The 25,657-nt window shown below is 59.4% G+C and carries 28 protein-coding genes; 11 read left to right on the top strand and 17 right to left on the bottom strand.

Features of this window, described 5'->3' with window-relative positions; genetic code table 11:
• Window positions 1-71: 71 nt before the first annotated feature.
• From rpsB to AC5I5B_RS07070, 3 genes are read right to left on the bottom strand one after another with little or no spacing between them, the layout of a single operon-like run.
• Window positions 72-839, bottom strand: a complete 768-nt coding sequence (rpsB, locus tag AC5I5B_RS07080; protein WP_003502558.1) for a 30S ribosomal protein S2 — start codon at window positions 837-839, stop codon at window positions 72-74.
• 6 nt (window positions 840-845) lie between these two features.
• Window positions 846-971, bottom strand: a complete 126-nt coding sequence (locus tag AC5I5B_RS07075; protein ID WP_003512833.1) for a hypothetical protein — start codon at window positions 969-971, stop codon at window positions 846-848.
• Window positions 972-1,031: 60 nt separating this feature from the next.
• Window positions 1,032-1,874, bottom strand: a complete 843-nt coding sequence (locus AC5I5B_RS07070) for a cell envelope integrity EipB family protein (protein WP_003502556.1) — start codon at window positions 1,872-1,874, stop codon at window positions 1,032-1,034.
• Window positions 1,875-1,990: 116 nt separating this feature from the next.
• Here AC5I5B_RS07070 and AC5I5B_RS07065 point away from each other — a divergent pair, with 116 nt between their 5' ends.
• Genes AC5I5B_RS07065 through AC5I5B_RS07050 form a run of 4 tightly spaced genes read left to right on the top strand, consistent with a single transcriptional unit; the run spans window position 1,991 to window position 4,842 of the window.
• Window positions 1,991-2,461 carry a RidA family protein gene (locus AC5I5B_RS07065; RefSeq protein WP_003502555.1) on the top strand — a complete coding sequence of 157 codons (471 nt, stop codon included), beginning with the start codon at window positions 1,991-1,993 and terminating at the stop codon, window positions 2,459-2,461.
• Window positions 2,458-3,198 (top strand): glycerophosphodiester phosphodiesterase, encoded by a 741-nt coding sequence (locus AC5I5B_RS07060; RefSeq protein WP_161974064.1) that lies wholly within the window; start codon window positions 2,458-2,460, stop codon window positions 3,196-3,198. Before AC5I5B_RS07065 ends, AC5I5B_RS07060 begins: the two co-directional genes overlap by 4 nt.
• Window positions 3,195-4,388: a GNAT family N-acetyltransferase gene (locus tag AC5I5B_RS07055; protein WP_111834334.1), complete on the top strand. Its 1,194-nt coding sequence runs from the start codon at window positions 3,195-3,197 to the stop codon at window positions 4,386-4,388. The genes AC5I5B_RS07060 and AC5I5B_RS07055 overlap by 4 nt, the downstream gene beginning before the upstream one ends.
• Before the next feature lie 22 nt (window positions 4,389-4,410).
• Window positions 4,411-4,842, top strand: a complete 432-nt coding sequence (locus AC5I5B_RS07050) for an HIT family protein (RefSeq protein WP_003502549.1) — start codon at window positions 4,411-4,413, stop codon at window positions 4,840-4,842.
• Between the two features lie 177 nt (window positions 4,843-5,019).
• Here AC5I5B_RS07050 and AC5I5B_RS07045 read toward each other — a convergent pair whose 3' ends face one another.
• Complete coding sequence (locus tag AC5I5B_RS07045) at window positions 5,020-5,871, bottom strand: urea carboxylase-associated family protein (protein WP_107675501.1); 852 nt, start codon at window positions 5,869-5,871, stop codon at window positions 5,020-5,022.
• Between the two features lie 110 nt (window positions 5,872-5,981).
• On the opposite strand from AC5I5B_RS07045, the gene AC5I5B_RS07040 reads away from it, so the two are divergent.
• Window positions 5,982-6,872 carry a LysR family transcriptional regulator gene (locus tag AC5I5B_RS07040; RefSeq protein WP_111834333.1) on the top strand — a complete coding sequence of 297 codons (891 nt, stop codon included), beginning with the start codon at window positions 5,982-5,984 and terminating at the stop codon, window positions 6,870-6,872.
• On the opposite strand, the gene AC5I5B_RS07035 is transcribed toward AC5I5B_RS07040, so the two are convergent.
• From AC5I5B_RS07035 to AC5I5B_RS07005, 7 genes are all read right to left on the bottom strand, one after another.
• Window positions 6,851-7,801 (bottom strand): phosphatase PAP2 family protein, encoded by a 951-nt coding sequence (locus tag AC5I5B_RS07035; protein WP_060724135.1) that lies wholly within the window; start codon window positions 7,799-7,801, stop codon window positions 6,851-6,853. The two genes, AC5I5B_RS07040 and AC5I5B_RS07035, sit on opposite strands and share 22 nt — an antisense overlap.
• Before the next feature lie 70 nt (window positions 7,802-7,871).
• On the bottom strand, window positions 7,872-8,216 hold the full coding sequence (locus tag AC5I5B_RS07030) for an AzlD domain-containing protein (RefSeq protein ID WP_003502544.1): 345 nt from the start codon (window positions 8,214-8,216) through the stop codon (window positions 7,872-7,874).
• Window positions 8,213-8,971 (bottom strand): AzlC family ABC transporter permease, encoded by a 759-nt coding sequence (locus AC5I5B_RS07025; protein WP_020810322.1) that lies wholly within the window; start codon window positions 8,969-8,971, stop codon window positions 8,213-8,215. Before AC5I5B_RS07025 ends, AC5I5B_RS07030 begins: the two co-directional genes overlap by 4 nt.
• Window positions 8,972-9,138: 167 nt before the next feature.
• Window positions 9,139-11,646 carry an ATP-dependent Clp protease ATP-binding subunit ClpA gene (gene clpA / locus AC5I5B_RS07020; protein ID WP_003502542.1) on the bottom strand — a complete coding sequence of 836 codons (2,508 nt, stop codon included), beginning with the start codon at window positions 11,644-11,646 and terminating at the stop codon, window positions 9,139-9,141.
• Between the two features lie 10 nt (window positions 11,647-11,656).
• Window positions 11,657-12,013: an ATP-dependent Clp protease adapter ClpS gene (clpS, locus tag AC5I5B_RS07015; RefSeq protein WP_003502541.1), complete on the bottom strand. Its 357-nt coding sequence runs from the start codon at window positions 12,011-12,013 to the stop codon at window positions 11,657-11,659.
• Window positions 12,014-12,295: 282 nt separating this feature from the next.
• Window positions 12,296-14,878, bottom strand: coding sequence for a cell cycle histidine kinase CckA (gene cckA, locus AC5I5B_RS07010; RefSeq protein ID WP_087743854.1), 2,583 nt, complete (start codon window positions 14,876-14,878; stop codon window positions 12,296-12,298).
• Window positions 14,879-15,052: 174 nt separating this feature from the next.
• Window positions 15,053-15,328, bottom strand: a complete 276-nt coding sequence (locus AC5I5B_RS07005) for a hypothetical protein (protein ID WP_087743852.1) — start codon at window positions 15,326-15,328, stop codon at window positions 15,053-15,055.
• A gap of 235 nt (window positions 15,329-15,563) precedes the next feature.
• On the opposite strand from AC5I5B_RS07005, the gene AC5I5B_RS07000 reads away from it, so the two are divergent.
• Complete coding sequence (locus AC5I5B_RS07000) at window positions 15,564-16,808, top strand: flagellar biosynthetic protein FliO (RefSeq protein ID WP_162695520.1); 1,245 nt, start codon at window positions 15,564-15,566, stop codon at window positions 16,806-16,808.
• Window positions 16,809-16,915: 107 nt separating this feature from the next.
• Here AC5I5B_RS07000 and dksA read toward each other — a convergent pair whose 3' ends face one another.
• Complete coding sequence (gene dksA, locus AC5I5B_RS06995; protein WP_003496274.1) at window positions 16,916-17,335, bottom strand: RNA polymerase-binding protein DksA; 420 nt, start codon at window positions 17,333-17,335, stop codon at window positions 16,916-16,918.
• Between the two features lie 302 nt (window positions 17,336-17,637).
• Between dksA and AC5I5B_RS06990 the strand changes: the two genes are divergently transcribed.
• From AC5I5B_RS06990 to AC5I5B_RS06975, 4 genes are all read left to right on the top strand, one after another.
• Window positions 17,638-18,114, top strand: coding sequence for a SixA phosphatase family protein (locus AC5I5B_RS06990; protein WP_236775488.1), 477 nt, complete (start codon window positions 17,638-17,640; stop codon window positions 18,112-18,114).
• 128 nt (window positions 18,115-18,242) lie between these two features.
• A complete protein-coding gene (locus AC5I5B_RS06985) occupies window positions 18,243-19,721 on the top strand; it encodes a YcjX family GTP-binding protein (RefSeq protein WP_107675497.1) in 1,479 nt (492 codons plus the stop codon).
• The gene (locus AC5I5B_RS06980; protein ID WP_111834331.1) at window positions 19,718-20,797 is read left to right on the top strand and encodes a YcjF family protein; all 1,080 of its coding nucleotides are present in this window, start codon (window positions 19,718-19,720) and stop codon (window positions 20,795-20,797) included. Before AC5I5B_RS06985 ends, AC5I5B_RS06980 begins: the two co-directional genes overlap by 4 nt.
• Before the next feature lie 129 nt (window positions 20,798-20,926).
• Window positions 20,927-21,487 (top strand): hypothetical protein, encoded by a 561-nt coding sequence (locus AC5I5B_RS06975; RefSeq protein WP_111834330.1) that lies wholly within the window; start codon window positions 20,927-20,929, stop codon window positions 21,485-21,487.
• A gap of 14 nt (window positions 21,488-21,501) precedes the next feature.
• On the opposite strand, the gene folK is transcribed toward AC5I5B_RS06975, so the two are convergent.
• The 3 genes from folK to folP form a co-directional block, all read right to left on the bottom strand.
• Window positions 21,502-22,038 carry a 2-amino-4-hydroxy-6-hydroxymethyldihydropteridine diphosphokinase gene (gene folK, locus AC5I5B_RS06970; RefSeq protein ID WP_162695519.1) on the bottom strand — a complete coding sequence of 179 codons (537 nt, stop codon included), beginning with the start codon at window positions 22,036-22,038 and terminating at the stop codon, window positions 21,502-21,504.
• Entirely contained in the window at window positions 22,022-22,387 is a 366-nt protein-coding gene (gene folB / locus AC5I5B_RS06965) for a dihydroneopterin aldolase (protein WP_003502532.1), read from the bottom strand. The genes folK and folB overlap by 17 nt, the downstream gene beginning before the upstream one ends.
• Window positions 22,388-22,465: 78 nt before the next feature.
• Window positions 22,466-23,251, bottom strand: coding sequence for a dihydropteroate synthase (folP, locus tag AC5I5B_RS06960; RefSeq protein ID WP_003502531.1), 786 nt, complete (start codon window positions 23,249-23,251; stop codon window positions 22,466-22,468).
• A 179-nt stretch (window positions 23,252-23,430) separates the two neighbouring features.
• Between folP and AC5I5B_RS06955 the strand changes: the two genes are divergently transcribed.
• Window positions 23,431-24,057: a DUF922 domain-containing Zn-dependent protease gene (locus AC5I5B_RS06955; protein ID WP_031234002.1), complete on the top strand. Its 627-nt coding sequence runs from the start codon at window positions 23,431-23,433 to the stop codon at window positions 24,055-24,057.
• A 306-nt stretch (window positions 24,058-24,363) separates the two neighbouring features.
• On the opposite strand, the gene AC5I5B_RS06950 is transcribed toward AC5I5B_RS06955, so the two are convergent.
• Complete coding sequence (locus AC5I5B_RS06950) at window positions 24,364-24,684, bottom strand: 2Fe-2S iron-sulfur cluster-binding protein (RefSeq protein ID WP_003502527.1); 321 nt, start codon at window positions 24,682-24,684, stop codon at window positions 24,364-24,366.
• A 130-nt stretch (window positions 24,685-24,814) separates the two neighbouring features.
• A complete protein-coding gene (locus AC5I5B_RS06945) occupies window positions 24,815-25,183 on the bottom strand; it encodes an Hpt domain-containing protein (protein WP_111834329.1) in 369 nt (122 codons plus the stop codon).
• Window positions 25,184-25,657 lie beyond the last annotated feature (474 nt).

Raw genomic sequence — 25,657 nt, 5'->3', positions numbered from 1 at the left:
TCTTTGACGGCCTTGTCATATCCTGGTCGAGGAGACGGCGATTAAGAAATCGCCGCCAGACAGGGCCTAAATCAGGCGCCAGCCTCGTCTTCGAGAGCGGGCTCGATCGGAGCTTCTTCAGAAGCGCCGATGTCGCGGCCGGAAGCACCCTGCTGACGGGCAATACCGTCGATGGCAGCGCGGGCAATCAGGTCGCAGTAGAGCGAGATGGCGCGCGAAGCATCGTCGTTACCCGGGATCGGGTAGTCGATATGGTCCGGGTCGCAGTTGCTGTCGATGATCGCAACGACCGGAATGCCAAGACGCTTGGCTTCTTCGATCGCGATCTTTTCCTTGTTGGTGTCGATGATGAACATCAGGTCCGGAACGCCGCCCATATCGCGGATACCGCCGAGAGCCTTTTCAAGCTTTTCGCGCTCGCGCTCAAGGTTCAGGCGTTCCTTCTTGGAGTAGCCGGAGCCTTCCGAGTTCAGGATTTCGTCAACCTTGCGCAGACGCTGGATCGAGTTCGAAATGGTCTTCCAGTTGGTCATCATGCCGCCGAGCCAGCGGGAGTTGACGTAGTACTGGGCCGAACGCTTTGCGCTGTCGGCGATGATTTCGGACGCCTGACGCTTGGTGCCGACGAACAGAACGCGGCCGCCACGGGCAACGGTGTCGGACACGACCTGAAGGGCGCGCGACAGCATCGGAACGGTCTGAGCCAGGTCGATGATGTGGATGTTGTTACGGTCGCCGAAGATGTACGGCTTCATCTTCGGGTTCCAGCGGTGCGTCTGGTGGCCGAAGTGAACACCAGCTTCCAGAAGCTGACGCATAGAAAAATCGGGCAATGCCATGCCTTGTTACTCCTTTTCCGGTTTAACCCCCGCGAAGCGAACAGCGCCGATTTTCATCGACACCACCGGGCGGAACGGACCGGATTTCTCCCGGAACATCCCAAGCTTCGCGTGTGGAATGGTGAGCCGCATACAGTCGCCCGCGTGAAAATGCAAGCATTTATGCGAAAAAACCGGCGAAATAGCCGCGTTTCAGCGAACCGGCTTGTTTTCGCAGGTTTCGGGCTTGAGAATATCGAGCTTCGCAAGCTTTCCCGTCAGAACGAAATCGCCGTAATCCATCGTCAGATCGCGGGTGATTCCGTTTTCGTAAAGCTTGAACGACATGCGGTAGATCGGCAGGGCGTCGGTGCCGGTCTTGTCGTTGTAATAGGCGATCGTCACCGGCCAGAAGGCAGCCTTGGCGAATTCGCCCGCCTTGCCGGCGTCGGCATCGCCATCCTTCGGCATTTGCGACTTGCCGACCAGCGTGGAGGTGATCAGGCTTTCATCGCCATCATCAGAACCGTCGAATATCCGGGATTCGAAAATACGCTTTCCCTGTTTCGCATGTTCGATGACCTGAAACATGTGCTGTGTCGGGAATTCGCTGGCGACGAGACTGATCTGGCGGGCATCCGGCCGGGTCAGATCGACCTTCACGCCCTCGGTGCTGTCGGTTGCGGCCCCCTGCACTTCCTTGTCCAGCTTGTCGTCGGTGTAGGATTTGGTCTCGAAGGTGAATTTCTTCGCGGCAAGGTCTTCGAAAGTCGTGGTCTGCTGGTCGGTCATGCGTACGGCGTCGCCGGTGTTGATCTGCGTCACGAAACGGAAATCGGTCTTGTAACCCTGACAGGATGAGCCGGTGAATTCATAGACCATGCGGCCGGTCATGCCCTCGATGCCGGAGCGATCCGACGCATCCTTGAGTTCGAGATCGTAGACGGCGCGGTGGGCGACGAGATCCGGAACCGTGACGGGCAAGGCATTGGCAGCGCTTGACAGGCCGGTCATAAGCCCTGTTGCGGCAACGAAACCAAGCGTCCTGACAAACATGCAATATCTCCTGTTGGACTCGCCGCTCATATTGTACAAGCAACCGCCCGGCTTTTGGATCAACATCTTCTGAATGCCGGATTCTTGAAGGATTTACAACAAAACCGGAGACGAAAATGTCGGACGTCATCGAAGGCCGCCTCAAGGAACTTGGCTTCACGCTTCCCGTCGCCGCGGCGCCAGCCGCAAACTACGTTCCGTTCACCATCAGCGGCAATCTTCTTTATGTATCGGGTCAACTGCCGATGGAATCAGGCAAGATTGCGGTGACGGGCCTCGTTGGCCGCGATGTCGACGTGCCAGGCGCCCAGCGCGCGGCCGAATTATGCGCCGTCAACATTCTCGCACAGGTCAAGGCCGCTTTGAATGGTGACCTCTCGAAAATCCGCCGTGTCATCAAGTTGAATGGCTTTGTTGCCTCGGTTCCGGAATTCGTGGAACAGCACCTCGTCATCAACGGCGCCTCCAATCTTCTCGCCAATGTTCTCGGTGATGCCGGCAAACATGCCCGCGCCGCCGTCGGCATGGCCTGCCTGCCCTTCAACGCATCAGTCGAAATCGACGCCATCGTGGAAATCGACGTATGACGCTCAAGCTTTCCTGGCTGACGGCTGAGCCCGTCGCCCATCGCGGTTATCATGATCTCAACAAGGCGGTCTGGGAAAACACGCTTTCCGCCTTTTCCCGCGCCATCGAGGCCGGTTTCGCCATCGAATGCGACGTTCAGCTGGCAGCCGACAGCGTTCCGGTGATTTTTCACGACGACGACATGGCCCGCCTGACGGGCATCAAGGGCGACGTGCGCGAACGCACATCGGCCGAGCTGTCCCTTCTTGCCGTCGGTCAGACCAAGGATCGGGTTCCAACGCTCAAGCAGCTTCTGACGCTCTGCGCCGGCAAGGTGCCGCTGGTGATCGAGCTGAAGGGCCGTGCCGGCGAAGGCGTCGATGACGGTTTTGCCGAGGGGGTTCTGGAAGACCTTGAGGGCTATAAGGGCCATGTGGCGCTGATGAGCTTCGACCATCACCTGCTGAAGGACCTGAAGGCTGCGGGCTCGCCCTGGCCGCTGGGCCTCACCGCCGAGGGCGACAAGCCGGAAGACTTCTTCAAACATGATGAAGCGATGCAGCTGGGGCTCGATTTCATCTCCTATCATTGGGGTCATCTGCCCAACAGCTTCATCGAAGCGCAAAGAAAACTCGGGCTTCCGGTGATTACCTGGACGGTCAGGGATGAAAATGCGCGCGAGACTACCTATAAATATGCGGACCAGATGACATTCGAAGGTTTCGACCCGAGAGAGAACCCATCCGCGACGGCATGACAGAAGACTATTCCATCAGCATTGCGCAATCCTTTGGGGATATCGATCCGGAAAGCTGGAAACGGCTTTCCGGAACATCGCTCAATACATCAGGAAAACCGTACAACCCTTTTATTTCCCACGAATTTCTATCGTCTATGGAAGAGTCCGGCTCGGCGACAGCCAAAACCGGCTGGCTTGGCCACCATCTTCTTCTCGAAAACGCCTCCGGTGTGCTCGTCGGCGCAGTGCCGGCCTATCTGAAAAACCACAGCAAGGGCGAATACGTCTTCGACCACGGCTGGGCGGATGCTTTCGAGCGGGCCGGCGGCCATTATTATCCGAAGCTGCAATGCTCGGTGCCCTTCACGCCGGCAACCGGGCCACGCCTGCTCGTTTCCGAAGCGGTGGACGAAACGCGCTTTAAACCGCTTCTTGCCTCCGGCCTCGCCCAGGTGGCCGAAAAGATCGGCGTCTCTTCCGCCCATGTCACGTTTCTCGAAGAAGACGATCTGTCTGCCCTTCTGCCCCGCGATTTCCTGCACAGGACAGACCAGCAGTTCCACTTCATCAATGATGGCTATCGCGACCACGATGATTTTCTCGATGCCCTTTCTTCGCGCAAGCGAAAGGGGCTGAAAAAGGAACGCCGTGCGGCGCTGGAACACGGTATCGAGATCGACTGGTTGACCGGAAGCGACCTCACCGAAGACATCTGGGACCAGTTCTTCGCCTTCTACATGGATACCGGCAGCCGTAAATGGGGCCGGCCTTATCTCACGCGGGAGTTCTATTCGCTGATCGGCGAGCGCATGGCCGATGATGTGCTGCTGGTGATGGCGAAACGCGATGGGCGCTATATTGCGGGGGCAATCAACTTCATAGGCTCGGATGCGCTTTATGGTCGCCATTGGGGCTGCATCGAGGATCATCCCTTCCTGCATTTCGAGGTCTGTTACCATCAGGCAATCGATTTTGCGCTGGCGAAGGGGTTGAAACGGGTGGAAGCGGGCGCCCAGGGCGAGCACAAGCTGGCGCGTGGTTACGTGCCGGTGACCACCCATTCGGCGCATTTCATCGCCCATCCGGGCCTGCGCCGCGCCATTGCCGATTATCTTCAGCGCGAACGCGAAGAGGTCGAACATATCGGCGATTATCTTGATGAACACACGCCCTTCCGCAAGGGCGAGAGACAGGAACCGGACGTATAGTCCGCTACGAGGAGAGATCACGATGACGGCCAGCGCCTATGACGACAACAATATCTTCGCAAAAATCCTGCGTGGCGAAATTCCGAGCCACAAGCTTTACGAAGACGAGCATACGCTTGCTTTCATGGATGTGATGCCGCAGGCCCCCGGCCATCTGCTCGTCGTTCCCAAGACCGGCTCGCGCAATCTGCTCGATGCCGACCCCGAGGTTCTGGCAAGGACAATTCCCGTGGTGCAGAAACTGGCCGTCGCGGCCAAGGAAGCCTTCGATGCAGACGGCGTCTTCGTCGCCCAGTTCAATGAGCCGGCGGCCGGGCAGACCGTTTTCCATCTGCATTTCCACGTCATTCCGCGCAAGGAAGGCGAGCCGTTGAAGCCGCATTCCGGCGTGATGGCCGATGGCGAGGTACTGAAGGCCCACGCGGCGAAGATAAAGGCTGCGCTTGCTTCGTGATGCGTGCCAAGACGCCAACGCGTCTGGCAGAACCGCAGCTTCCGCAGATCGTCACCCCGGACTGGATCCGGGGTCCAGCGCGATCAAGTCCTTGATCGCAAAGACTATCCTTACGGCGCCGACGCGCCGTGACTGGATGCCGGATCTAGTCCGGCATGACGGCGGTGGTGCTTATCATCATTCCACAGGCTGATACGCATTCCTCTGCGGCCATGGCCAGCCTTCAAGCACCGCCATATCCGGCCGGAATATCTCCACCTTCAACGGATAACAGGCCGCCGTATCGCTGGAATGCGTGGCGCTGCAATCGCCGCCCGGACAGGCGGACAGCGCGCCGATAAGATCGATCTCCGCAAAAAGCTCCAGATAATCTCCCGGCCGCACCGGGCTCGCTTTCATGAAATATTGATGCGTGTCGCGGGTAAAGCCCGTGCACATGAACACGTTCAGCACGTCGTGCACATGCGGCTCCGCCTCCGCGAACGACAGGCCCTTGGCCGCGGCGAGCGCATTCGTCAGGTTCGAATGACAGCAATGGTGATAGTCGCCGCCGCTCAAAAGCCTGTTGGTATAGGGATCGCAGCGGGTGCCGATCACGTCATGCACGCCGCCGCCGTCTTCGTCGAAGCCATACCATGACAGCGTGTCGTGCGTGATGGTCGCCATTGGCCGCAGCGATGGCAGGTTGCTCCAAAGCCGATTGCCGACCGAAACGTGGGTGGCGTGCAGGGCGCGGGTCTTGCCGCTGAAAAACCGCTCGGTCAGATCATGGGCGTTCCAGAGGTTCAGGTCTCCCACCTGCGGACCTTCAATGCTCACGATGCGAAAGAAATGTCCCTTCGGCACATGAAAGGTGCGACCGTCACGCGGCGGCACGATGACCTCATCGATCTTTTCCATTCCATTCTTTGCCTGCGCCAGGCGCGCGAGGTCCGGCGTCTCAAGCGTGCCGTTCGGATAAACGACAACGGGACGGACGGCGCGGCGCGCAGCGGCGTCAGCGGGTTCGGCGACGGGCATGGGGGTCATGAAATCCTCTGAGCGATGAAAATACCGATGCGAAATTGCGTCAGGAATACCCGCCTGACAAGACGGGTTTTTCTTGCGCTCAGGCCAAGTCTGACTTAGCCTTGGCAATCATGAAGCTGCCTCCCCTTGCCACCCTCCGCGCATTCGAAGCCGCCGCCAGAAGAACGAGTTTTTCTCTGGCCGGGCAGGAACTCGGCATGACGGCGACTGCCGTGAGCCAGCATGTGCGCAATCTGGAGGCCTGGCTTGGCGTGGCCCTGTTCGAGCGGCATGCTAGAGGCGTGAGGCTCACCCCGGCCGGCCGGGAATTCGGTCTTACGGTTTCGTCAGGCCTGCGGCAGATCGCCTCCGGCGCAGAGCGGATCAGCCGCGGCCGTGACCGCATGACCGTCCGCCTTGCCAGCCTGCCCTCCGTCGTGGCGCATTTTCTGACTCCCCGCCTGCCCCGCTTCCGGGCGCTTTACGCGGATATCCAGGTATCCATCAGCTATTCCGGAGCACATCATGCAGTGCCGGCTGATCTGACCATAGAGCATGGGGTGGTCTCCGGGGAAAATGCCGTAGCTCTCTTTAGCGCTGAGACCCGGCCGACATGCGCGCCAAGCTATGCCGCCGAATTCGGTCCTTTCGACGACGTTGACAGCCTGTTGCGAGCGGAATTGCTACATGACGATACCGAAGCGGCATGGCAGAACTGGTTCGCAGCCGACGGGATATCCCTCCCCGATAATGCCGGCCCCGTTTTCGCGGATTTCAATCTGCTCGTGACCGCACTCAAAGCCGGACAAGGCGTCGGCCTTTGCCCGACGGCGCTTCTTCACGACGAGATTGCCAACGGTCAACTGACCGTGCTTTTCGACCGGGCCGCCGATACGGAGAAATATTACTGGCTCATGGAAGCAGAGGAGATAACCGCCCCGGCCCGCATATTATCGGACTGGCTTGTTGCGGAAGCCCGGGAGAGCGAAACGCGTCGCAATTATTCTGCCGCAACGATCTGAATACGGGAGGCGGCCGCCGCTTCGGTCAGTTCCCTTGCCGACAGCCGGTTGAGCAGGCGGGACGATACAGCACAAATGACGACAAAAGCAGCGAGACCGCCGAAAACATCCGAAAGATGGTGTCCACCCTGAACAAGAACGGCCAGCGGCATCAACAGGTTTATCGGCAAGATCGCTGCCATCACCGCCCAGTGACGCGGCATGAACCAGACTGACATTGCCGCCATGAAGATATGAAACGATGGAAAGCCGATCAGCCCCAGGACATTTTTGGGAGAAAGATAGACCACTCCCTCGGTTATAAGGCGGTTCAACTCTTGGCCGTAATTATTATCAACGGCCAGGGGGATAGCCTGTGATACCCACTGCGGCAATTGCACATAGGCTGAAGGTCCGAATGTCGGGAAGAATATCCAAAAGACGATACATGCAAACGCCCCCAGCACTCCCGTCACCAGAAAGTGGTGCAGCATCCGCTGGTTGCCGGTGAAGCCGAGCGTAAGGACGATCACCAGAAGCTGCGGCAACGATGAGGCATAGACGAAAAACAGTCCGGTTCCGATCCATGGATGGGTTGCCGCCCACAGGACGACGCCCGTCCAACTGTAGCCAAACGCTGCATCCACACCGAAAAGCACATGATCAATCGCTGGAAAGGCGACAGGTAGGAACATGTAGTTGAAAATCGAAGCGGCAAGCGTGAACAGGATGAATAGCCCGCCAGAAATCAGGGCGACTGCGATGCGAAGATCGCGCCCGCTAGTGCGATATAGCTGACCGAGGATAAAAACGCCGACGCCTGCCAGAACGCACAGAAGATATCCGGCGTAATCGACACGAATGCCTTTGATCGCAATCAATACCGCATCGATAACGAATAATGTTGCGATAAATCCAAGTACAAGACGCTCTGCCGCAAAGAGTCGCATTGAATTTCGGTCCCTGTTTCAACCAGCGGCAAAGTAGGGCAATGAGCTTAATATTCGGATAAAGCGAGCATCAGAAACCGAGTGCGAACAATCCACCCGCCAGAAGCAGGATCGGAACCGCCACACCGACGATGACCCGCTGGCCCGCCAGCAGAAATGCGATGAAACCGAGCGTGGCGGCTCCAATGCGCAGCCATAGGGGTGACGCCTCAAGTGTACCGGTTGGAAAGACGATCAGCTTGGCGGTGACGGCCATGACGAGTGCGGTGGCAACCGCCCTTACCCAGTGCAGGGCCTCGGAATCTTCCTTCAGGCGGTTACCGGCGAGAACGCCGAGCCAGCGCCAGAGATCGGTCGCCAGCCAGCCGGCAATCGCGATGAAAAGATAGGGCGCCCACCAATGTTCGGTCATCATGGTTCGCTCTCCGGCGAGACGGGCTTTATCCGGCGACGAAACACCAGGCGGTCGATCAGATAGGCCGCCGTACCGCCGCCGATCCCGGCATAGAGAATGTCGAATTCCGGTGCAATCACCGCGAAGGCGGGTCCGGCGATGACGCCGATGACGAAGGCGACCTTGACGACGGAATGACGGGCCGAAGCCCAGATCGACGCCACGAAATAGACCGGCGTGAGAAAAAACAGCACACCGGCGACGAGAGGCGGAAAGGCGGCGACGATGCCGTAACACAGGCCGACGATGACGGCATTGACCACGGTGAGCGTAATACCAAAACCGGCAAACCAGGCGGCGCGGGCTTCACGCGGCACCTTGGAAAGATTCTGCGTGGCAAAGACCCAGGCGGTGATTGCAACGAAATGTGAGAGGAACAGTAAAATCCATGTCGGCGTCTTCGCGCCGCGCATTTCCGGAACGATGGAGGCGACCATCGGCATCATGCGGACCGAAGACAGCGTCACCGCCAGAAAACAGGCGGCGAGATTGGCGCCGCCGACCATGGAACCAATCAGGATCATCTTGGCCGGCAAGGCCCAGATGACAAGCGTCATGAACACGGCTTCGCCGCGCGCAACCCCGGATTCGAGTGCGAAAGCGCTGAAACCGACGAAAGATGTCATGAGAATGAGCGAGGGCAGCGAGAATATGCCCCGCATCCCCCGGAAAAACCAGCCGCGCAATGGGATGGTATCGCTGTCGGCAGTGTGCATTGCTGACCCACTCGAGCATGTCGCCCGAAAATGCCGTGGCCTCGGGGTAACGTCATGCATGAAACAAAAATGAAACGCGCCGCAGGTATCAGGTAAAACGCGACGCATTTCATACATGAAAATGCCGGGCTTTCGCCCGGCACCGGTTTATAGATCAAAGACCGTGATCATTTTTTCTTCGGCACTTTCGGCACCGTATTGGTCTTGCGCCGCGGCTTGCTGGCCTCATCGGACTTATCGGCCTCGGCAACAAGGACATCCGCCTCTTCCTTGGCTTTTGCCGCCTTGGAAGCAGTTTTTGCCTTTGCCTTGCCCGGCGATTTGGCCGCCTTCAGTTCGGCCTCCGGCTGCGGCTTAACGGGCGCGGTTTCCGGCAGAACCTCAAGCTTGAGGCCGTCGGAGCCGTCATCCTTCTTGCCGACGGTGACGCTGACGACGCCGCCCTTCTTGAGCTTGCCAAAGAGGATTTCGTTGGCGAGCGGCTTCTTGATGTGCTCCTGGATCACGCGCGACAGCGGGCGTGCGCCCATCTTTTCGTCGTAACCCTTTTCCGCCAGCCAGGAGATCGCGTCTTCGTGCAGGTCAAAGGTGACGTTGCGCTCGGAGAGCTGGGTTTCCAGCTGCATGACGAACTTCTGCACCACCTTGTGGATAACGGCAGTCGGCAGCGGCGAGAACGGAATGATCGCATCCAGACGGTTGCGGAACTCCGGCGTGAACAGGCGGTTGATCGCCTCTTCATCCTCACCCGTGCGGCGTGAAGAGCCGAAACCGATCGCCGATTTCGCCATTTCGGACGCACCCGCATTGGTCGTCATGATGAGGATGACGTTGCGGAAGTCGATCTTCTTGCCGTTATGGTCGGTCAGCGAGCCGTGGTCCATCACCTGCAACAGGATGTTGTAGATATCCGGATGCGCCTTCTCGATTTCATCTAGCAGCACCACGGAATGCGGATGCTGGTCGACGCCGTCGGTCAGAAGACCGCCCTGATCGAAGCCGACATAACCGGGAGGTGCGCCGAGCAGACGCGACACGGTATGGCGTTCCATATATTCCGACATGTCAAACCGTAGCATCTCGACGCCAAGCGAGGCGGCAAGCTGCTTGGCCACCTCCGTCTTGCCCACGCCCGTCGGGCCGGAGAAGACATAGGAGCCGATCGGCTTGTTCGGTTCGCGAAGTCCGGCACGCGCCAGCTTGATCGCCGTGGCGAGAGCCTCGATGGCGATATCCTGACCGTAAACAACCGAGCGCAGTTCCTTTTCAAGGTTGGCGAGGACCATCTCGTCATCCTTGGAAACCGTCTTCGCGGGAATGCGGGCCATCGTCGCGATGGTGACCTCGATTTCCTTTTCGGTTATCAGCTTGCGGCGCTTGGACGCTGGCAGCAACATCTGCGCCGCACCGGTTTCGTCGATCACGTCGATTGCCTTGTCCGGCAGTTTCCGGTCGGAAATGTAGCGGGCCGACAATTCAACGGCCGCCTTGATCGCATCGTTGGAATATCGCAGGTGGTGATATTCCTCAAAATAGGGCTTCAGGCCCTTCATGATCGCGATGGTGTCATCGATAGAAGGCTCGTTGACGTCGATCTTCTGGAAGCGGCGCACGAGCGCACGATCCTTCTCGAAGAACTGGCGATATTCCTTATAGGTGGTCGAACCGATGCAGCGGATCGCACCCGAAGACAGGGCCGGCTTCAGCAGGTTCGAAGCATCCATTGCGCCGCCGGAGGTGGCGCCCGCGCCGATGACGGTGTGAATTTCATCGATGAACAGAACCGCGCCCGGATACTCTTCGAGTTCCTTGACGACCTGCTTCAGACGCTCTTCGAAATCACCGCGATAACGGGTTCCGGCGAGCAGCGTGCCCATGTCGAGCGAGAAGATCGTGTCATTGGCCAGCGCTTCCGGCACCTTGCCTTCAACGATACGCTTGGCCAGACCTTCGGCGATCGCCGTCTTGCCCACGCCGGGATCGCCCACATAAAGCGGGTTGTTCTTGGAGCGGCGGCAGAGAATCTGGATCGTGCGGTTGACCTCGTCGTGACGGCCGATCAACGGATCGATCTTGCCGTTTTTCGCCTTTTCATTGAGGTTGACGCAATACGCCTTCAGCGCATCCTGCTGCTTCTTGGCGGAAGATCCCTCTTCCTCGGGATTGCTGCGGCTCGCCTTGTTTTCACCTTCGGGCTCATCAGCACCGCGCGGCGCGCGCGTCTGCGACGTGCCCGGACGCTTGCCGATGCCGTGGGAGATGTAATTGACCGCATCGTAACGGGTCATCTCCTGCTCCTGCAGGAAATAGGCGGCGTGGCTTTCGCGCTCGGCGAAAATGGCGACGAGCACGTTCGCGCCGGTCACTTCCTCGCGGCCGGATGATTGCACGTGAATGACGGCCCGCTGGATGACCCGCTGGAAGCCGGATGTGGGCTTGGAATCCTCGTCGTAACCGGTCACGAGGTTGGTCAGTTCGTTGTCGACGTAATCGCTGACAGTCTTGCGCAGCGCATCGAGATCGACGTTGCAGGCGCCCATCACGGCAGCGGCATCCGCGTCGTCGATCAGCGCCAGAAGGAGATGTTCAAGCGTCGCATATTCGTGGTGACGCTCATTTGCAAAGGTCAGTGCCTGGTGCAGCGCCTTCTCGAGACTCGGGGAAAAAGTTGGCACGTTGCGATCCTCATTTCTTTTCCATGACGCATTGCAGCGGATGCTGGTGCTGTCGGGCGAAATCCATGACCTGGCTTACTTTCGTCTCTGCGACCTCATATGTAAACACCCCGCATTCGCCCACGCCGTGCTGGTGCACGTGCAGCATGATACGGGTTGCCGCTTCGCGATCCTTCTGGAAAAAACGCTCCAGAATATGGATGACAAACTCCATGGGAGTGTAGTCGTCATTCAGTAAAAGAACACGGTACAAATTCGGTCTTTTCGTCTTAGGCTTGACGCGGGTGATAACAGACGTTCCGCGGTTGGTGCCGCCGCCGTCTTCCCCTTCGCCCTCGCCCTGCATGTAGATCGGCTTAGCGATCATCTTTCATCATTCTCCAAACTGTTCTCAAACCGACAGTTCTTTGCCAGGAGGGAGAACTTCGCCTCTTCATATCTAGGTCGTTAAGACGCGATTTTAAGCCCCTTGCGAAACGGTGCAATCACTATTGCGTTTGCGAAGAGGCAAACCTCGGGAAAAGTGCGGATATGGAGGCAGCTAAAGCGCGGGAAGACATGAGCCAGCATTGTCGGCACGTTTTCAGGCCGGACGCAAATGGGTACGACAGGTCTCAGCGCTGCCGAATCCGGTTCGCCGCCGCTGGCCTTACTCCTTGTCGTCGAGCATTTCGCGGACGGCGATGGCGAGCTGCTTCAGCGAGAACGGTTTCGGCAGGAAGCCGAACTTGGCGTCCGCCGGAAGGTTCTTTGCGAAGGCATCCTCGGCATAACCCGAAACGAAGATGAATTTCAGGTCGGGATAGGACTTGCGCAATTCTCTCAGCAGCGATGGACCATCCATTTCCGGCATCACGACGTCGGAAACGACGATATCGACCTTGCCCTCCAGTTCCTCCATCACCTCCAGCGCCTCGGTGCCGGAGCCGGCCTCGTGCACAGTGTAGCCGCGGGTTTCCAGCATGCGCTTGCCGCCGCGCCGCACCGCCTCCTCGTCTTCCACCAGAAGCACGACGGCGGAGTTGCCGGTCAGGTCCAGCGGCTCTTCCTTCACGGGTTCGGGCGCAGCCACGGGGGCGAGAGCCGCCTGACCGGGCTGCTGGCCGGCAACGGCTTCCACCACATGGCGAGGCAGGTAGATACGGAAAGCCGTTCCCTTGCCCACTTCCGATTCGGGATAGATGTAACCGCCCGACTGCTTGACGATGCCATAGACCATAGAGAGACCAAGACCCGTGCCCTTGCCCACTTCCTTGGTTGTGAAGAAGGGCTCGAAAATCTTGTCCATGATCTCGGGCGGAATACCCGTGCCGTTATCGGCAACTTCCACCATCACCATGTCTTCGGCCGGGAATTCCGGACGGCCAAGCGCTGCGATCTCTTTCGCGTCGACGTTGCGCGTCCTGATGGTGATCTTGCCGCCGTCAGGCATGGCGTCGCGCGCATTGACGCAGAGATTGATGAGCACCTGCTCGAATTGCGACAGGTCGGTCTTCACCGGCCACAGATCACGGCCGTAATCGACTTCCAGCTTGACATTGGTGCCTGATATCAACCGGTCGACCAGCATGCGCAGATCGCCGATCACGTCAGTCAGGTTGAGGATGGCCGGACGCATGGTCTGCTTGCGCGAGAATGCCAGCAGCTGGCGCACCAGCACCGCTGCGCGATTGGCGTTGCGCTTGATCTCCATGAGGTCGGCAAAGCTCGGATCGGCCGGCCTCGCCTGCAGCAGCAGATGGTCGGACGACAGCAGGATGGCGGTCAACACGTTGTTGAAATCGTGGGCGATGCCGCCTGCGAGCGTGCCCACCGCATTCATCTTCTGCGTCTGCGCCATCTGGGTTTCGAGCGCCTTCTGCTCGGTCACCTCTATAGCGTAAACGATCGCCACCTCTTCCGGGGCTTCATCATCCTGATCGATCACGGCATTGACGTAGAAACGGAAATGCCTGCCCTCGTCGCTCGGATGGCGGGAATCGAAGGGCGCGATATCGCCCTGACGATCCTTGGCTTCGGCCAGCGCCTGTTCGAGCCGCGGCTTTTCGTTGTCGTGAAGCACGGTTTCAAGCGCCACGCCACGGTCGATATCATCGCGCCCGACAACGCCGGAGAACAGCTTGAGGAAAGGCGCGTTGATGCGCAGGATGCGGCCATCGCCGTCGAGCGAGGCAATCGCCATCGGCGTGTTGTTGAAAAAGCGGGTAAAGCGCATGGCGGAGGAGGATTCGGTGTCCTCCTGCCCCTTCGGACGCATAAGCACAATGGTCCGGCTCTCACCCGGCGCGCCGTCCTTTGCGGTGACCTGATGCACGAGGCGGGCCGGCATGCTCTGGCCGTTGACGCGGCGCATGTCGAGATCAAGGATTTCGGTGCGCTTGGCAGAACCCTGGGGCTGGACGGATTCGATCAGCGCCATGCCTTCGCCGGCGACGATGTCGGAAACGGTCATCGAACCGGGTGAAAACTGCGCGAGATCGATGCCGAGCCATTCGGACAGGGTGGCGTTCAGATAAACGATCTCGCCCTTGCGCCCGGCGGAAAAGAAACCGGCCGGCGCATGATCGAGGTAATCGATGGCGTTCTGCAATTCGCGGAAAAAGCGCTCCTGATCCTCGCGCTCCGGCGTGATGTCGGCGATCTGGAAGACGTGCAGCCCCTCGCCGCCCGCATCCTTCAGCACCCGGCCCTTCAGCCGGTACCAGTGCGGCCCCGCATTGGAATCCCCGCCCAGCGGTTTCAGCAGCCGGAATTCTTCGTAGCCATCGCGGCCTTCGCGCAGCACGTTGATGAGCCGGTAAAGCGCTTCGGTGGATTCCCGGCTGCGCGACAGAAGCGTCTCGAGGCTCTGGATATCGCTCGCCTTCGTGGTGCCGCTCATGCGGCAATAGGTGGCGTTGGCATAGACCATATGCCCCTTGGCGTCGGTAATCAGCGTACCTTCGGGGTGAGCCGACAGGAAGCGGCGGGCAAGCCCGTCAGATTGCGACTGCGGCATGACCTCGATGAAGCCGATGATCGACGACACCAGAAAGAAGATGCCCATCATCGCCAGCACGCCGAGAATGCCGAGCACGATTTCGTTTTCCAGCGAATCCTTGAAATAGACAAAGGCGGCGGCAGCCGCGATCAGAACCAGCGCCAGAAGCAGAATGCGCAGCACCGTGCCGGAACGGGCACGCCTGTCCACCAGCGGAAGGTCGTTGTCGCTTGTCTCGCGCACCCGTGTCATCTTGGCCTCGCAGTCGTGCAGGTCGTCATTCGGTCAGCCTTATTTCCTTGACGGAATCGGGCAGCAGAATTTCTTGTAGCAACTCGCTTGACCGGCAAAAAGCTCCGCCAGGACACAAAGGCTTAAAAACGCACAGCGAAAACGGCCTGAAAGGTGTATAAAAGCGTTGAGAGACTACTGCCTGGTACAGGTAAGCTCCTTCACCTGACATTGGATGCGTGGCGCGGAACAGACGATCTTGCCGTCAGCGACGGTGCAAACCGAGCATCCGTCAGTGAAGTCGAGGCAGGAGGGATTATCGCGCACGAACTCCGCCATGGTCGCTCCGTTGTCCGGCGCCTTGTCTTCGGCCCTCACGATCGAATGCGGGAACGCGAAAGAGGATAGCAACAGCAAAACAACAATGAAATGCCGAGCAAGGGAGCCGTCAATGCGCAATGCTTGGAACATTCAGAACCGCTCCTTCGTCAAAAGAATTGCAACTTTCACTGTTTCTCAGCATTGAAGGACGAGATGAGGCGCTTTGGTGGCGTCTTCACGTTTGAGGCGGCAATCCTGTGGGGCGAAATGAATAAACCTTGTATCGCGCCCAAAAAAATCGTCTTTTCCTGCTTGATGTTCACAATATAAGAACCACGGCAATATTAATTGCCCAAGAAATTAAAAAGCCAGAAAATCTGAAGGGATGATCTCCATGATGGAAGATTTTATCGGCACCTATGGAAACCGTCTCATCGTCGCCGTTGTTGGTGTGGGCGTGGCCCTGCTCATTCTGGCGATTGCGCTGTGGCTTATGCGCAGACGCAGCGGTTCGGCCCCATTCATTCGAGGCGGGCGCAACCGGCAGCCGCGCCTGCAGGTTCTCGACGCAACGGCCGTGGATGCGCGCCGCCGTCTGGTGCTGGTGCGCCGCGACAATGTCGAGCATCTGGTCATGATCGGCGGCCCGACGGATATCGTCATCGAAAGCGGCATAGGCGCGATCCCAATCGTCAGGGATGTGCAGGAGCCGGAACTGAAGGCGCTGCCGCGTCAGGAAAGCGAACAGAAGAGAGCCGAGCCGACGATCCAGCAGGAACGTCGCCCCGCCCCGCCGCAACAGCAGCCCGTTGCCGCTGCGGCCCCCGTTTCCGTGCCTGAAGAACCAGCAAGGCAACCACAACGGCCGGAGCCGCCGGCACCTGCGCCGCGTCCCGCACCCGTTGCAGCAGCAGCCGCTCAGGTTCCGCCACGCCCATCAACCCCGCCGCAACCCGTCTCCACGCCTGTAACGGCGCGCGAACCCGCTCCGCCGGCAAGACAGGCCGCGCCCGAGCGGGAGACAGTTCGGCCCACGCCGCCGCCAATACCGGTTGCAGCGGCTCCGGCTGCTGCCGTCTTGCCCATGGCGGCTGCATCGCTAGACATGGCCGCAGCCCGGACGGAACCCAGGCGTGCCGAACCTGTCGTGCCGGCCCCGGCACCCGTCGCACCGCCGATCCCGGCACAGACGCCCGTACAGGCAAAGGCGGAAGAACGGACTGCGGAATTCGCCCCGCCGGTTTTTGCCGCACGCGAGCCGGTGATCGACCAATCCATCGCCGCTGATTTTCTCGACGCGGCCCGGGAGCGTGTCCTTCCCGACCTGAATCCAGGGCAGACGACGCCCCCCGCACCGTTTCCGCCCAGACCTGAAAATCCGGCTGTGGCTTCCAATGACGCCGAACCGAAATTTTCCGACGAGCTCGCCAGCGATTTCGAGAGCTTCCTCGAGGCGGAGATCGCCAAGAGCAAGGAGGCGGATAACGAACCGTCCATCGCCCCTGTCGCGGAAAAGCAGGCCAAGATCCAGCCCGCTTCCCCGCCTGTCACCGGCGCTTCACCGGATGGAGACATGCAGAAGGAAATGGCGCGTATCTTCGGAGAACTTTCCGTTACCCGTGACCGCTGACGGGCGCGGGCCTTTCGACCAGAAATTCGAAATAGAAAAAGGGCACGGAAGCGAATTCCGTGCCCTCTTATTTGTCTGCGATTTGAAGGCTTGCTTGCCGCAGCGCCTTATTCGTCGCGGTAGACTTTTTCGCGACGCTCGTGACGCTCCTGCGCCTCGATGGAGAGCGTTGCAATCGGGCGGGCGTCCAGACGCTTGAGGCCGATAGGCTCGCCCGTTTCCTCACAGTAACCGTAAGTGCCGTCTTCGATCCGCTGAAGGGCTGCATCGATCTTTGAAATCAGCTTGCGCTGACGGTCGCGGGCGCGAAGTTCGATCGCCCGGTCAGTTTCGGAAGAAGCCCGATCAGCGAGATCGGGGTGGTTGGCGCTTTCTTCAGCGAGATGTCCGAGGGTCTCGCGCGCTTCTCTAAGGATGTCATTTTTCCAGGCGACCAGCTTCGCGCGGAAGTATGCCCGCTGGCTGGCATTCATGAACTCATCGTCTTCCGAGAGCACATATTTGCTAAGATCGATCTTCTCACTCAACGCGATTCTCCTCGAAGAACATCTCAATGCGGCGGTGTATACTCCAATGATAGTGGCCGATTCAAGTCTGCAGATCAGTTTTCAGGCATTTTTAAAACTGACACAAAAATCATCTAAATGACTAATTTTTATTCTTTATTCGTATTGAAGCGAACTCTTCTTCAATCACGTCAACGCGACTTACCAACAGGAAAGAGGACTTGCGGTCCTGCAACCCTATCCTGTAGCATTCATACCGTGCCCTGACATTCGAACGCCGGTCCCCGCCCTTGACAGCATCTTCCCCGAGCCGAGTTTATCTTCTGCGCCACGCCAAGGCCGCCTGGGCGGCACCTGGAGAACGGGATTTCGACCGGGGATTGAACGAAGCCGGTTTTGCCGAGGCGGAGGTCATCGCCGACCTCGCCGCCGACCGGCATTACCGCCCCGATCTGCTTCTGTCATCCACGGCCGCGCGCTGCCGGCAAACCACGCAGGCCTGGCAACGGGCCTTCAACGAAGGCATAGACATCTTCTACGTCGATGAGATGTATAATGCGCGCAGCGAGACCTATCTGTCGCTTATTGCCGCTCTGGCGGAGGCGCAGTCGGTGATGCTGGTGGGTCACAACCCCACCATGGAGGCGACGCTGGAGGCGATGATCGGCGAGGACCTGCTGCATGCCGCCCTGCCCTCGGGCTTTCCGACATCGGGCCTTGCAGTTCTCGACCATGATGACAGCGCCGCAAACGGTAAAAATCGCTGGCGGCTGGTCGATTTCCTCGCACCGGGCAAATAATCGCTGCGGCCTTTCATAAGAATTTTGCAGAGCGGCCTTCTGAAAATCCGCTGAAGCGCTTCTTTTTTGGGCAGCCGCAGCTCCCTATATTGCAGCGGTGACCGTTAAACACAGCCAGGAAACTGCCATTGTCGCCTTCTCTTACGTCCCTGACAGACAGCGCGCTGATCGCTTTCGATAATCTGGCCGACCGTGCGAGCAACCTCACCCATCCGACATTGCGGCTTGGCGTCACCGGCCTTTCGCGGGCGGGAAAGACGGTTTTCATCTCATCCCTCGTCCATAATCTTCTGAATGGCGGGCGATTGCCGCTGTTCGAGGCCATGCGGTCCGGGCGCGTCTCGAATGTGCGTCTCGAACCGCAGCCGGACGACGCCATTCCCCGTTTTCAATATGAGGATCATATTCAGGCGCTGGTGCGCGACAGGCTGTGGCCGGATTCGACGCGGGCGATATCGGAACTCAGGATCACGCTGGATTACCAGAGCGCCAGCGGCTGGGGCCGGTGGTTTTCCGCCGGCAAGCTTTCCATTGATATCGTTGATTATCCCGGCGAATGGCTGCTCGACCTGCCGCTTCTATCGCAGGATTACAAACAGTTCAGCGATGCGACCGTCGCCCTTGCCGGAAGCGGCGTTCGTGCCGAACTGGCGCAGGAATGGCTGGCGATCGCGTCTTCGCTCGACATCAACGCGCCGGCAGACGAGATGACGGCCCGACGTCTGGCCGAAAGTTTCGCAGCCTATCTGAAAGCCTGCAAGTCCGACGAGAGATCACTCTCAACCCTGCCGCCCGGCCGTTTCCTGATGCCCGGCGATCTGGAAGGGTCGCCCGCACTGACCTTCGCGCCGCTTCCGGGCCTCACCGACGAGAAAGCGCCCAAGGGCTCGCTGCGCGCCATGATGGAACGGCGCTACGACGCTTATAAGTCGATCGTTGTCAAACCCTTCTTCCGCGAGCATTTTGCCCGCCTCGACCGGCAGATCGTCCTGATCGACACGCTGCAGGCCGTCAATCGCGGGCCGGAAGCCGTGCAGGATCTGGAGCGTGCGCTCGGTGATGTGCTTGCCTGTTTCCGCCCCGGCACCAACAGCCTGCTGTCGTCGCTGATCGGCAGGCGAATCGACAGGGTGCTGATTGCCGCCACCAAGGCCGACCATCTGCACCATGAAAGCCATGACCGGCTGGAGCGCTTGACCCGCCGTCTGGTGGACCGCGCCATCACGACAATCGGCATGAACGGCGCCGGCATCGAGGTCATGGCGCTGGCTTCCGTGCGCGCCACCCGCGAGGCGAGCGTGCGCCAGGACGGCCACGAGCTGCCTGTCATCGTCGGCACGCCGATAGCAGGTGAAACCATCAATGGCGAGACCTTCGATGGCAATCGCAAGACGGCGATCTTTCCCGGCGACCTGCCCGAGGATCCGGAACCGCTGTTCCGCAGCATCGACCGGGATGGCGACAAGGCATCGCTGCCCGACGTCAATGTCGTGCGCTTCCGCCCGCCGAACATAGATGAGCCGGGCAGCGGCGGCATCCGGCTTTCCGTTCCCCATATCAGGCTCGACCGCGCCATGCAGTTCCTGTTCGGAGACAAGCTCGCATGAAGGCTCCCACACAAAACGATCCGCAGACACGCCGCCCCGCGGCTTTCACGTTCGATACCGAGGAGACGACACGGTCGTCCGCCACACAGAAGCGCGCGCCGCGAAGCTTCGACGCCGAGATTTCACTGACACCCGACGAGGACGATCCGTTTCTGGCGCCCGAGGGAATCGATGCCAATGCGCTGCCGGTCGCGACGCCGAAGAAAAGCCGCTTCTCCTTCGGTAAGCTCGCGCTCGGTGCGCTGGGTGTCCTGTTCTCGCTTGCCTTCGGGCTGTGGGCGGATCAGCTTATCCGCAATCTCTTCTCCCGCTCCGACTGGCTGGGTTATACCGCGACGATCGCCCTCATCGTGGCGCTTTTTGCGGTTCTTGCCCTCGTCGGCCGCGAAGTCTTCGGCATCATGCGGCTCAATGCCGTGCAGTCTCTCAAGGCGGATGCTGAGACGGCGAGCCTCGACAAGAGCCCGAAACCTGCGCGCGCCATCGTCACCCGTCTGAATGCCGTCCTCTCCCACCGGGCCGAAACGGCCAAGGGGCGAGCGGCGCTGAAGGAAACGGAAAGTGACGTCATCGACGGCCCGCATCTGATCGAGCTTGCCGAACGCGAGCTGCTCGTGCCGCTCGACCGGCAAGCGCGGGCACTGATTCTAAATTCGTCCAAGCGCGTCTCCGTCGTCACTGCCGTCAGCCCACGCGCTGTCGTCGATCTCGCTTATGTGCTGTTTGAAGTCACGCGGCTGGTGCGCGCCATGGCGGAGCTTTATGGCGGCCGCCCCGGCACGCTCGGCATGCTCAAGCTTCTGCGGGATGTCGTCGCACATCTCGCCGTCACGGGGTCGATTGCCGTCGGTGACGGCCTTGCCCAACAGGTTCTCGGTCACGGCCTTGCCTCGAAACTCTCCGCCCGCCTCGGCGAAGGCGTCATCAACGGCCTGATGACGGCGCGAATCGGCATTGCGGCGATGGATCTGTGCCGTCCGCTGCCGTTCAGGGCGGTGAAGCGTCCGGGGATCGGCGATTTCATGTCCGACCTCACACCCGATCTAAGCGGGGGAAAAACCGGTGAAAAAGCCTGATCTACCGGGCATTGACGGTTCAAAAGGTTACGGACAAAGCCGCGAATGAGAGTGAAATAAACCAAGCATTAACCATTCCGCCGGTAGATTGCAGCCTATCGAACAGGCTTCTTCGCCGGGGAAAGTATCATGTATTCGCGCTTCTTTTCGCTTGTGGGCGGGCTTGCCGCCATATTGTCCGTCAGCGGTGGTTTCGGCATGTCTGACGTCCATGCCGCATCGCGCGATCGCGACGACGCGTTTTTCCGCTCCGTAGCCGGTGTCTGGAAAGGTCCGGGCGAAATCGTTGCCGGCAAATACAAAGGCACCAAATTCACCTGCGACCTGACGGGCGAACCGCTCGACGACAAGCAGACCGGCATCAAGCTCGGCGGCACCTGCCGCGTCGGCGTCTTCAGCCAGCCCATGTCGGCCGTCATCAGCCAGAACGGCAACAGCTACGAGGGCAAGTTCCTCGACGGCGCCGAAGGCAAGGGACTGGACATCACCTCCGGACAGGTGAGCGGTGACAAGGTCGTCGTCGGCATCAACCGCGCCAAGCTCAACGGCGCCATGGTCGCCCGCGTCTCCAAAGACAATTCGATGAACATCACCATTTCCGTCAAGGTCGCCGACCAGATGATCCCGGTCATCGGCGTGACACTGGCGCGCGATATTGATCAGATCGCTGTCGGCTCCATCAAGCCGTAAACGCCATACTCTTCTCAGCCATCACCAAGCGGGAGTGTCCACCACTCCCGCTTTTCGTTTGCGCTGACAATGCCTGTTTTGTCCGCCTGCCGTAGCCATTCCCGCACGGCCTTGCCCCTGACTTCGAGATCGGATGCAATATCGGCGAGCGGCATCAGCACGAAAGCGCGTTCCGTCATGCGTGGATGCGGTACTTCAATGCTTTCCGTTACGAGAGACTCATTCCCATAGGTAAGCACATCAATATCGATGGTGCGTGGACCCCAGCGCTCCGTCCGCACGCGCTTCATGCCCTTTTCGATATCAAGGCACAATTGCAAGAGCGCGGGCGCTGAAAGCGAGGTTTCGACCAAAGCGCAGCAATTGAAGAAATCCGCCTGATCCGTCTTGCCCCAGGGCGGCGTGCGATAAAGCCCGGAAACGGCCAGCACGCGGCAATCCTCGTGTGCATCGAGTTCGCGGAGCGCCCTTGCCATGGCGGCGGCGGGATCGCCGATATTGCCGCCAAGGCCCAATGCGGCGACGGTCCTCTTCTCAGGCACGGTGTTCAACGCTCACCTGCGCATAATCGAGAATGCCGGGAACGGGCGCGGAGGGTTTGCGCACCGTGATCCTGAGCCAGACGATCTGCGGATAACGGGCACGCAGCGCCTTGGCGATATCGTTCGCCAGCGCCTCGATGAGATAGCGGCGCTGCCCCACGACGATTTTTTCGATGACGGCAAAGGCCACGCCGTAATCGACGGTATTTTCAATATCGTCGGTTTCCAGCGCATCACCCGCCTCGACTTCCATCTCGGCATCGACGAAAAAGCGCTGGCCCAGCACCTCCTCCTGCTCAAGAAGACCATGACGGGCGAAGAAAGAACAGTTTTTCAGGATGATGGTATAGCGGCTCATCGCATCGCCTCCATGGCAGGACTGTTTCTCCAGAAAGCCGCCCCCTCTTGGGGACATGGCATTCCGGCACTCATTGATCTACGCATCGGCCTTTGCCGACGTTTTGGCAAGAACCGCATCGGCGATTGCCAGTGCATCGCGCGTTGCAGCGACATTGTGCACGCGAAAAATCGAAGCACCCGCCAACCTCAGGATCGCGGTGGTCGCAGCCGTTCCGATATCGCGTTCCGCTGCCGCATCCCGGCCCGTCAGCGACCCGATGAAACGCTTGCGCGACGTACCGGCGAGAACCGGAAGGCCGAAAGCGGCAAGCTCGCCGAAACGTGCCATCAGTTCGACATTTTCCCGCTCGTCCTTGGCAAAACCAAAACCGGGATCGAGCACGACGGCATCGCGGGCAATACCCGCATCCTCGGCGATCTCGAGCGAGCGATTGAGGAATTCGAACTGGTCGGCGACCACATCGGCAAGCTTCTGCCGGTCGCGGCCGGTATGCATGATGCAGACCCCGGCGCGGGTGGCGGCGACCACGCCGGCCATTTCCATGTCCTTCTGCAGGCCGAAGACGTCATTGACGATATGTGCGCCGGCGCTGATCGCCAGCTTCGCCGTCGAAGCGCGGTAGGTATCGACGGAAATCAGCACATCCGTCTCGCGGCGCAGCTTCTCGATGACGGGCAGCACCCGGTCCTGCTCCTCGGCTTCCGTCACCGCGGCGGCACCCGGCCGCGTGGATTCGCCGCCGATATCGATGATGTCAGCACCCTCTTCCACGCAGGTCAGCGCATGGGAAAAAGCCGAATCGACGGCAAGATAACGGCCGCCATCGGAAAAGGAATCGGGCGTCGCGTTGACGATGGCCATAATACGGCCACGCCCATCAAGTTTCAGGGAGCGACCATGGGCCGCTTGCCACGCGTTGCTGCCGGCTGTTATCACGTAACACGCGCCTTTCGGGAATAACGGAGTGTTATGCCAATTCTTATAAGTTCCGCTCCGCCTATGCAGCAAACCTTTTTGAAGTTCAACCGGAAGGCCGGGTCATGACTAAATCATCACGTGCTCTTTGCGTCGCTTTGGCGGGCGCAATGGCACTTTCCCTACCCGGATCGGCATTTTCCGACACCATCGTCCGCAAGACCTATTCCTATTTTTCGATTGGCGGCAAAACGGCGGCCGATCTCGACCAGCAGCTTTCCAAGCACGGCCCCCTGACCCGCAATACCGGCGCGCGCCATCCCGGCGCTACCGAAATCAAATTCGGGGGCGAGCTCACCTATGTGGAGAAAAACGGCCTTTGCAGCGTCGGAACCGCCAAGGTGGTGCTGAACACCCGCATTCTCCTGCCGCAATGGAAAAACCGTCGCCGCACCACGGCGGAGCTGGCTTTCATCTGGGATACGCTGCTTGCCGATATCAAGCGCCACGAGGAACGCCATGCGGAAATCGCCCGCACCCATGCCCGTTCGCTTGAAAGACAGCTGACCTCGCTTCGGCCGCAGAAAAGCTGCGAGACACTGCAGGAAATGGTCGGCAAGATCACCCAGACGGTGATGGACGAGCATGACCGGGACCAGATGCGCTTCGACGTCGTGGAATCGAAAAATTTCGATGCCCGCATGACCCGGCTTTTGAAAAACCGGCTCGAGCAGGGCCAGAATCGTCGCTGACGGTCATTGGCCGTACCTTCCAGAATCTCGGGGAAAATCACGGACATGACGTAACGTCATGTCCTATATCACCCGTGAATTCTCGCCGTGGTGCGGTCGGCAAGACTCATTGTAGCTTGTTCATACGGTTTGAAATGGTTGCGGCCCAAGGCGGGTCCGGCGGTTGCAACCGTCTCCGGTTCTCCCGGTGCGCACTTGAGGGCTCGCAGGTGTTTCCTCCCTCGCCTGCATGCGCGTACCCGCCTCGCCCCGCTCCCCGCTACTAGGTGAGCGGGGCTTTTTCTGCGTGAAGCAATACGGAAATTTTCAGCCCTGACGCTCGGGAACATGAACGACGAGACCATCAAGCTCGTCATTCATCTTGATCTGACAGGAGAGCCGCGAGGTGGGGCGCACGTCGAAGGCGAAGTCCAGCATGTCCTCTTCCATCGGTTCCGGTCCGCCGACGCGCTCGGCCCAGGCGTCGTCGACATAGACATGACAGGTCGCACAGGCGCAGGCGCCGCCGCATTCCGCATCGATGCCGGGAATGGAGTTGCGCACCGCATTCTCCATGACGGTGGAGCCGTTGCTCACGTCGAGTTCATGGGGCGTGCCGTCAAAGGCAACGATGGTCAGTTTTGTCATGCCGGAAATCCAAAATGTGATCTAAGAACTGTTCTAAACACATAGAAAGGCCGCTCCGCCTTGGCAACCCGCTTCGAGGGCGCTTAGACGCAACCGGCCTTGCAAAATGGCAAATTTGATGGATTACGCCTCAGCGGCAAAGCTTGAGGATGAAATTTTCGGCTTCGACAATGGTTGCTGCGAGTTTTGCGATCGCCGCGCTGTCCTTGCCCCTGTCTTCCACTGCTGCCGCGGCTGCGGAAACGGCGGATGCGCCGACGGCCTGCGCCGACCCCTTCAGACGGTGGGCCGTCGCCATGACGGTCTTGTCGTCCGCACCCGCCATTTCATGCAGGGCGGCGCGGGCGTTGCGGCTGAAGAGTTGCAGCACCTCGATCTCCAGATCCTTGTCGCCCATCGTCTGCCGGGCGAGATGATCGAAATCGATCGGTTTTTTACCGGTGGCAGGCGCGCCGCCGCAATTATCGGGAGCTTCGAAAACAATACTGACCGCTGCCATGGCTGAAATCCTGTCTCACCGTTTCCTGTTTCGTGTCACATCTGTGTCGTATTCACGCATCCGGGCGGCTGCTATCAGCTTAAATTACGGCGTGACGCGGGCGAAAATCTTCTGCTATGGTTAATTTATGTTAAACTTATGCGAAACAAGGCGTTCAGCGTGAAACTCAGGTTTAAAAACTGTTAAAAAGCCGACACTTCGCCACCGCCGCAAATCCGCATTAATTGTTTCGAACACCTAAATGTGTCACTACGGTACTGCCGTTCCCGCAGGGCTTAAGCTCAAGCTTTGTTATTGCGGCACAGTGATGTAATTTCGCCCGAAAGCTGGACCACCAGCAATTCGGGATTTGGTAAATGGCGGAATTGTTCTCTCTTCAAGGGATAATGTTCCGCTGGCATGATGGCGGCAGTCTGCTTGCGGATCGCAAGTGGTCAACGGCATGAAGCCGGGCGTATGTGTAACGAGGCGTAA

Source organism: Agrobacterium sp., from assembly GCF_059499945.1.
This window is presented reverse-complemented; position numbering and strand designations above follow the sequence as displayed.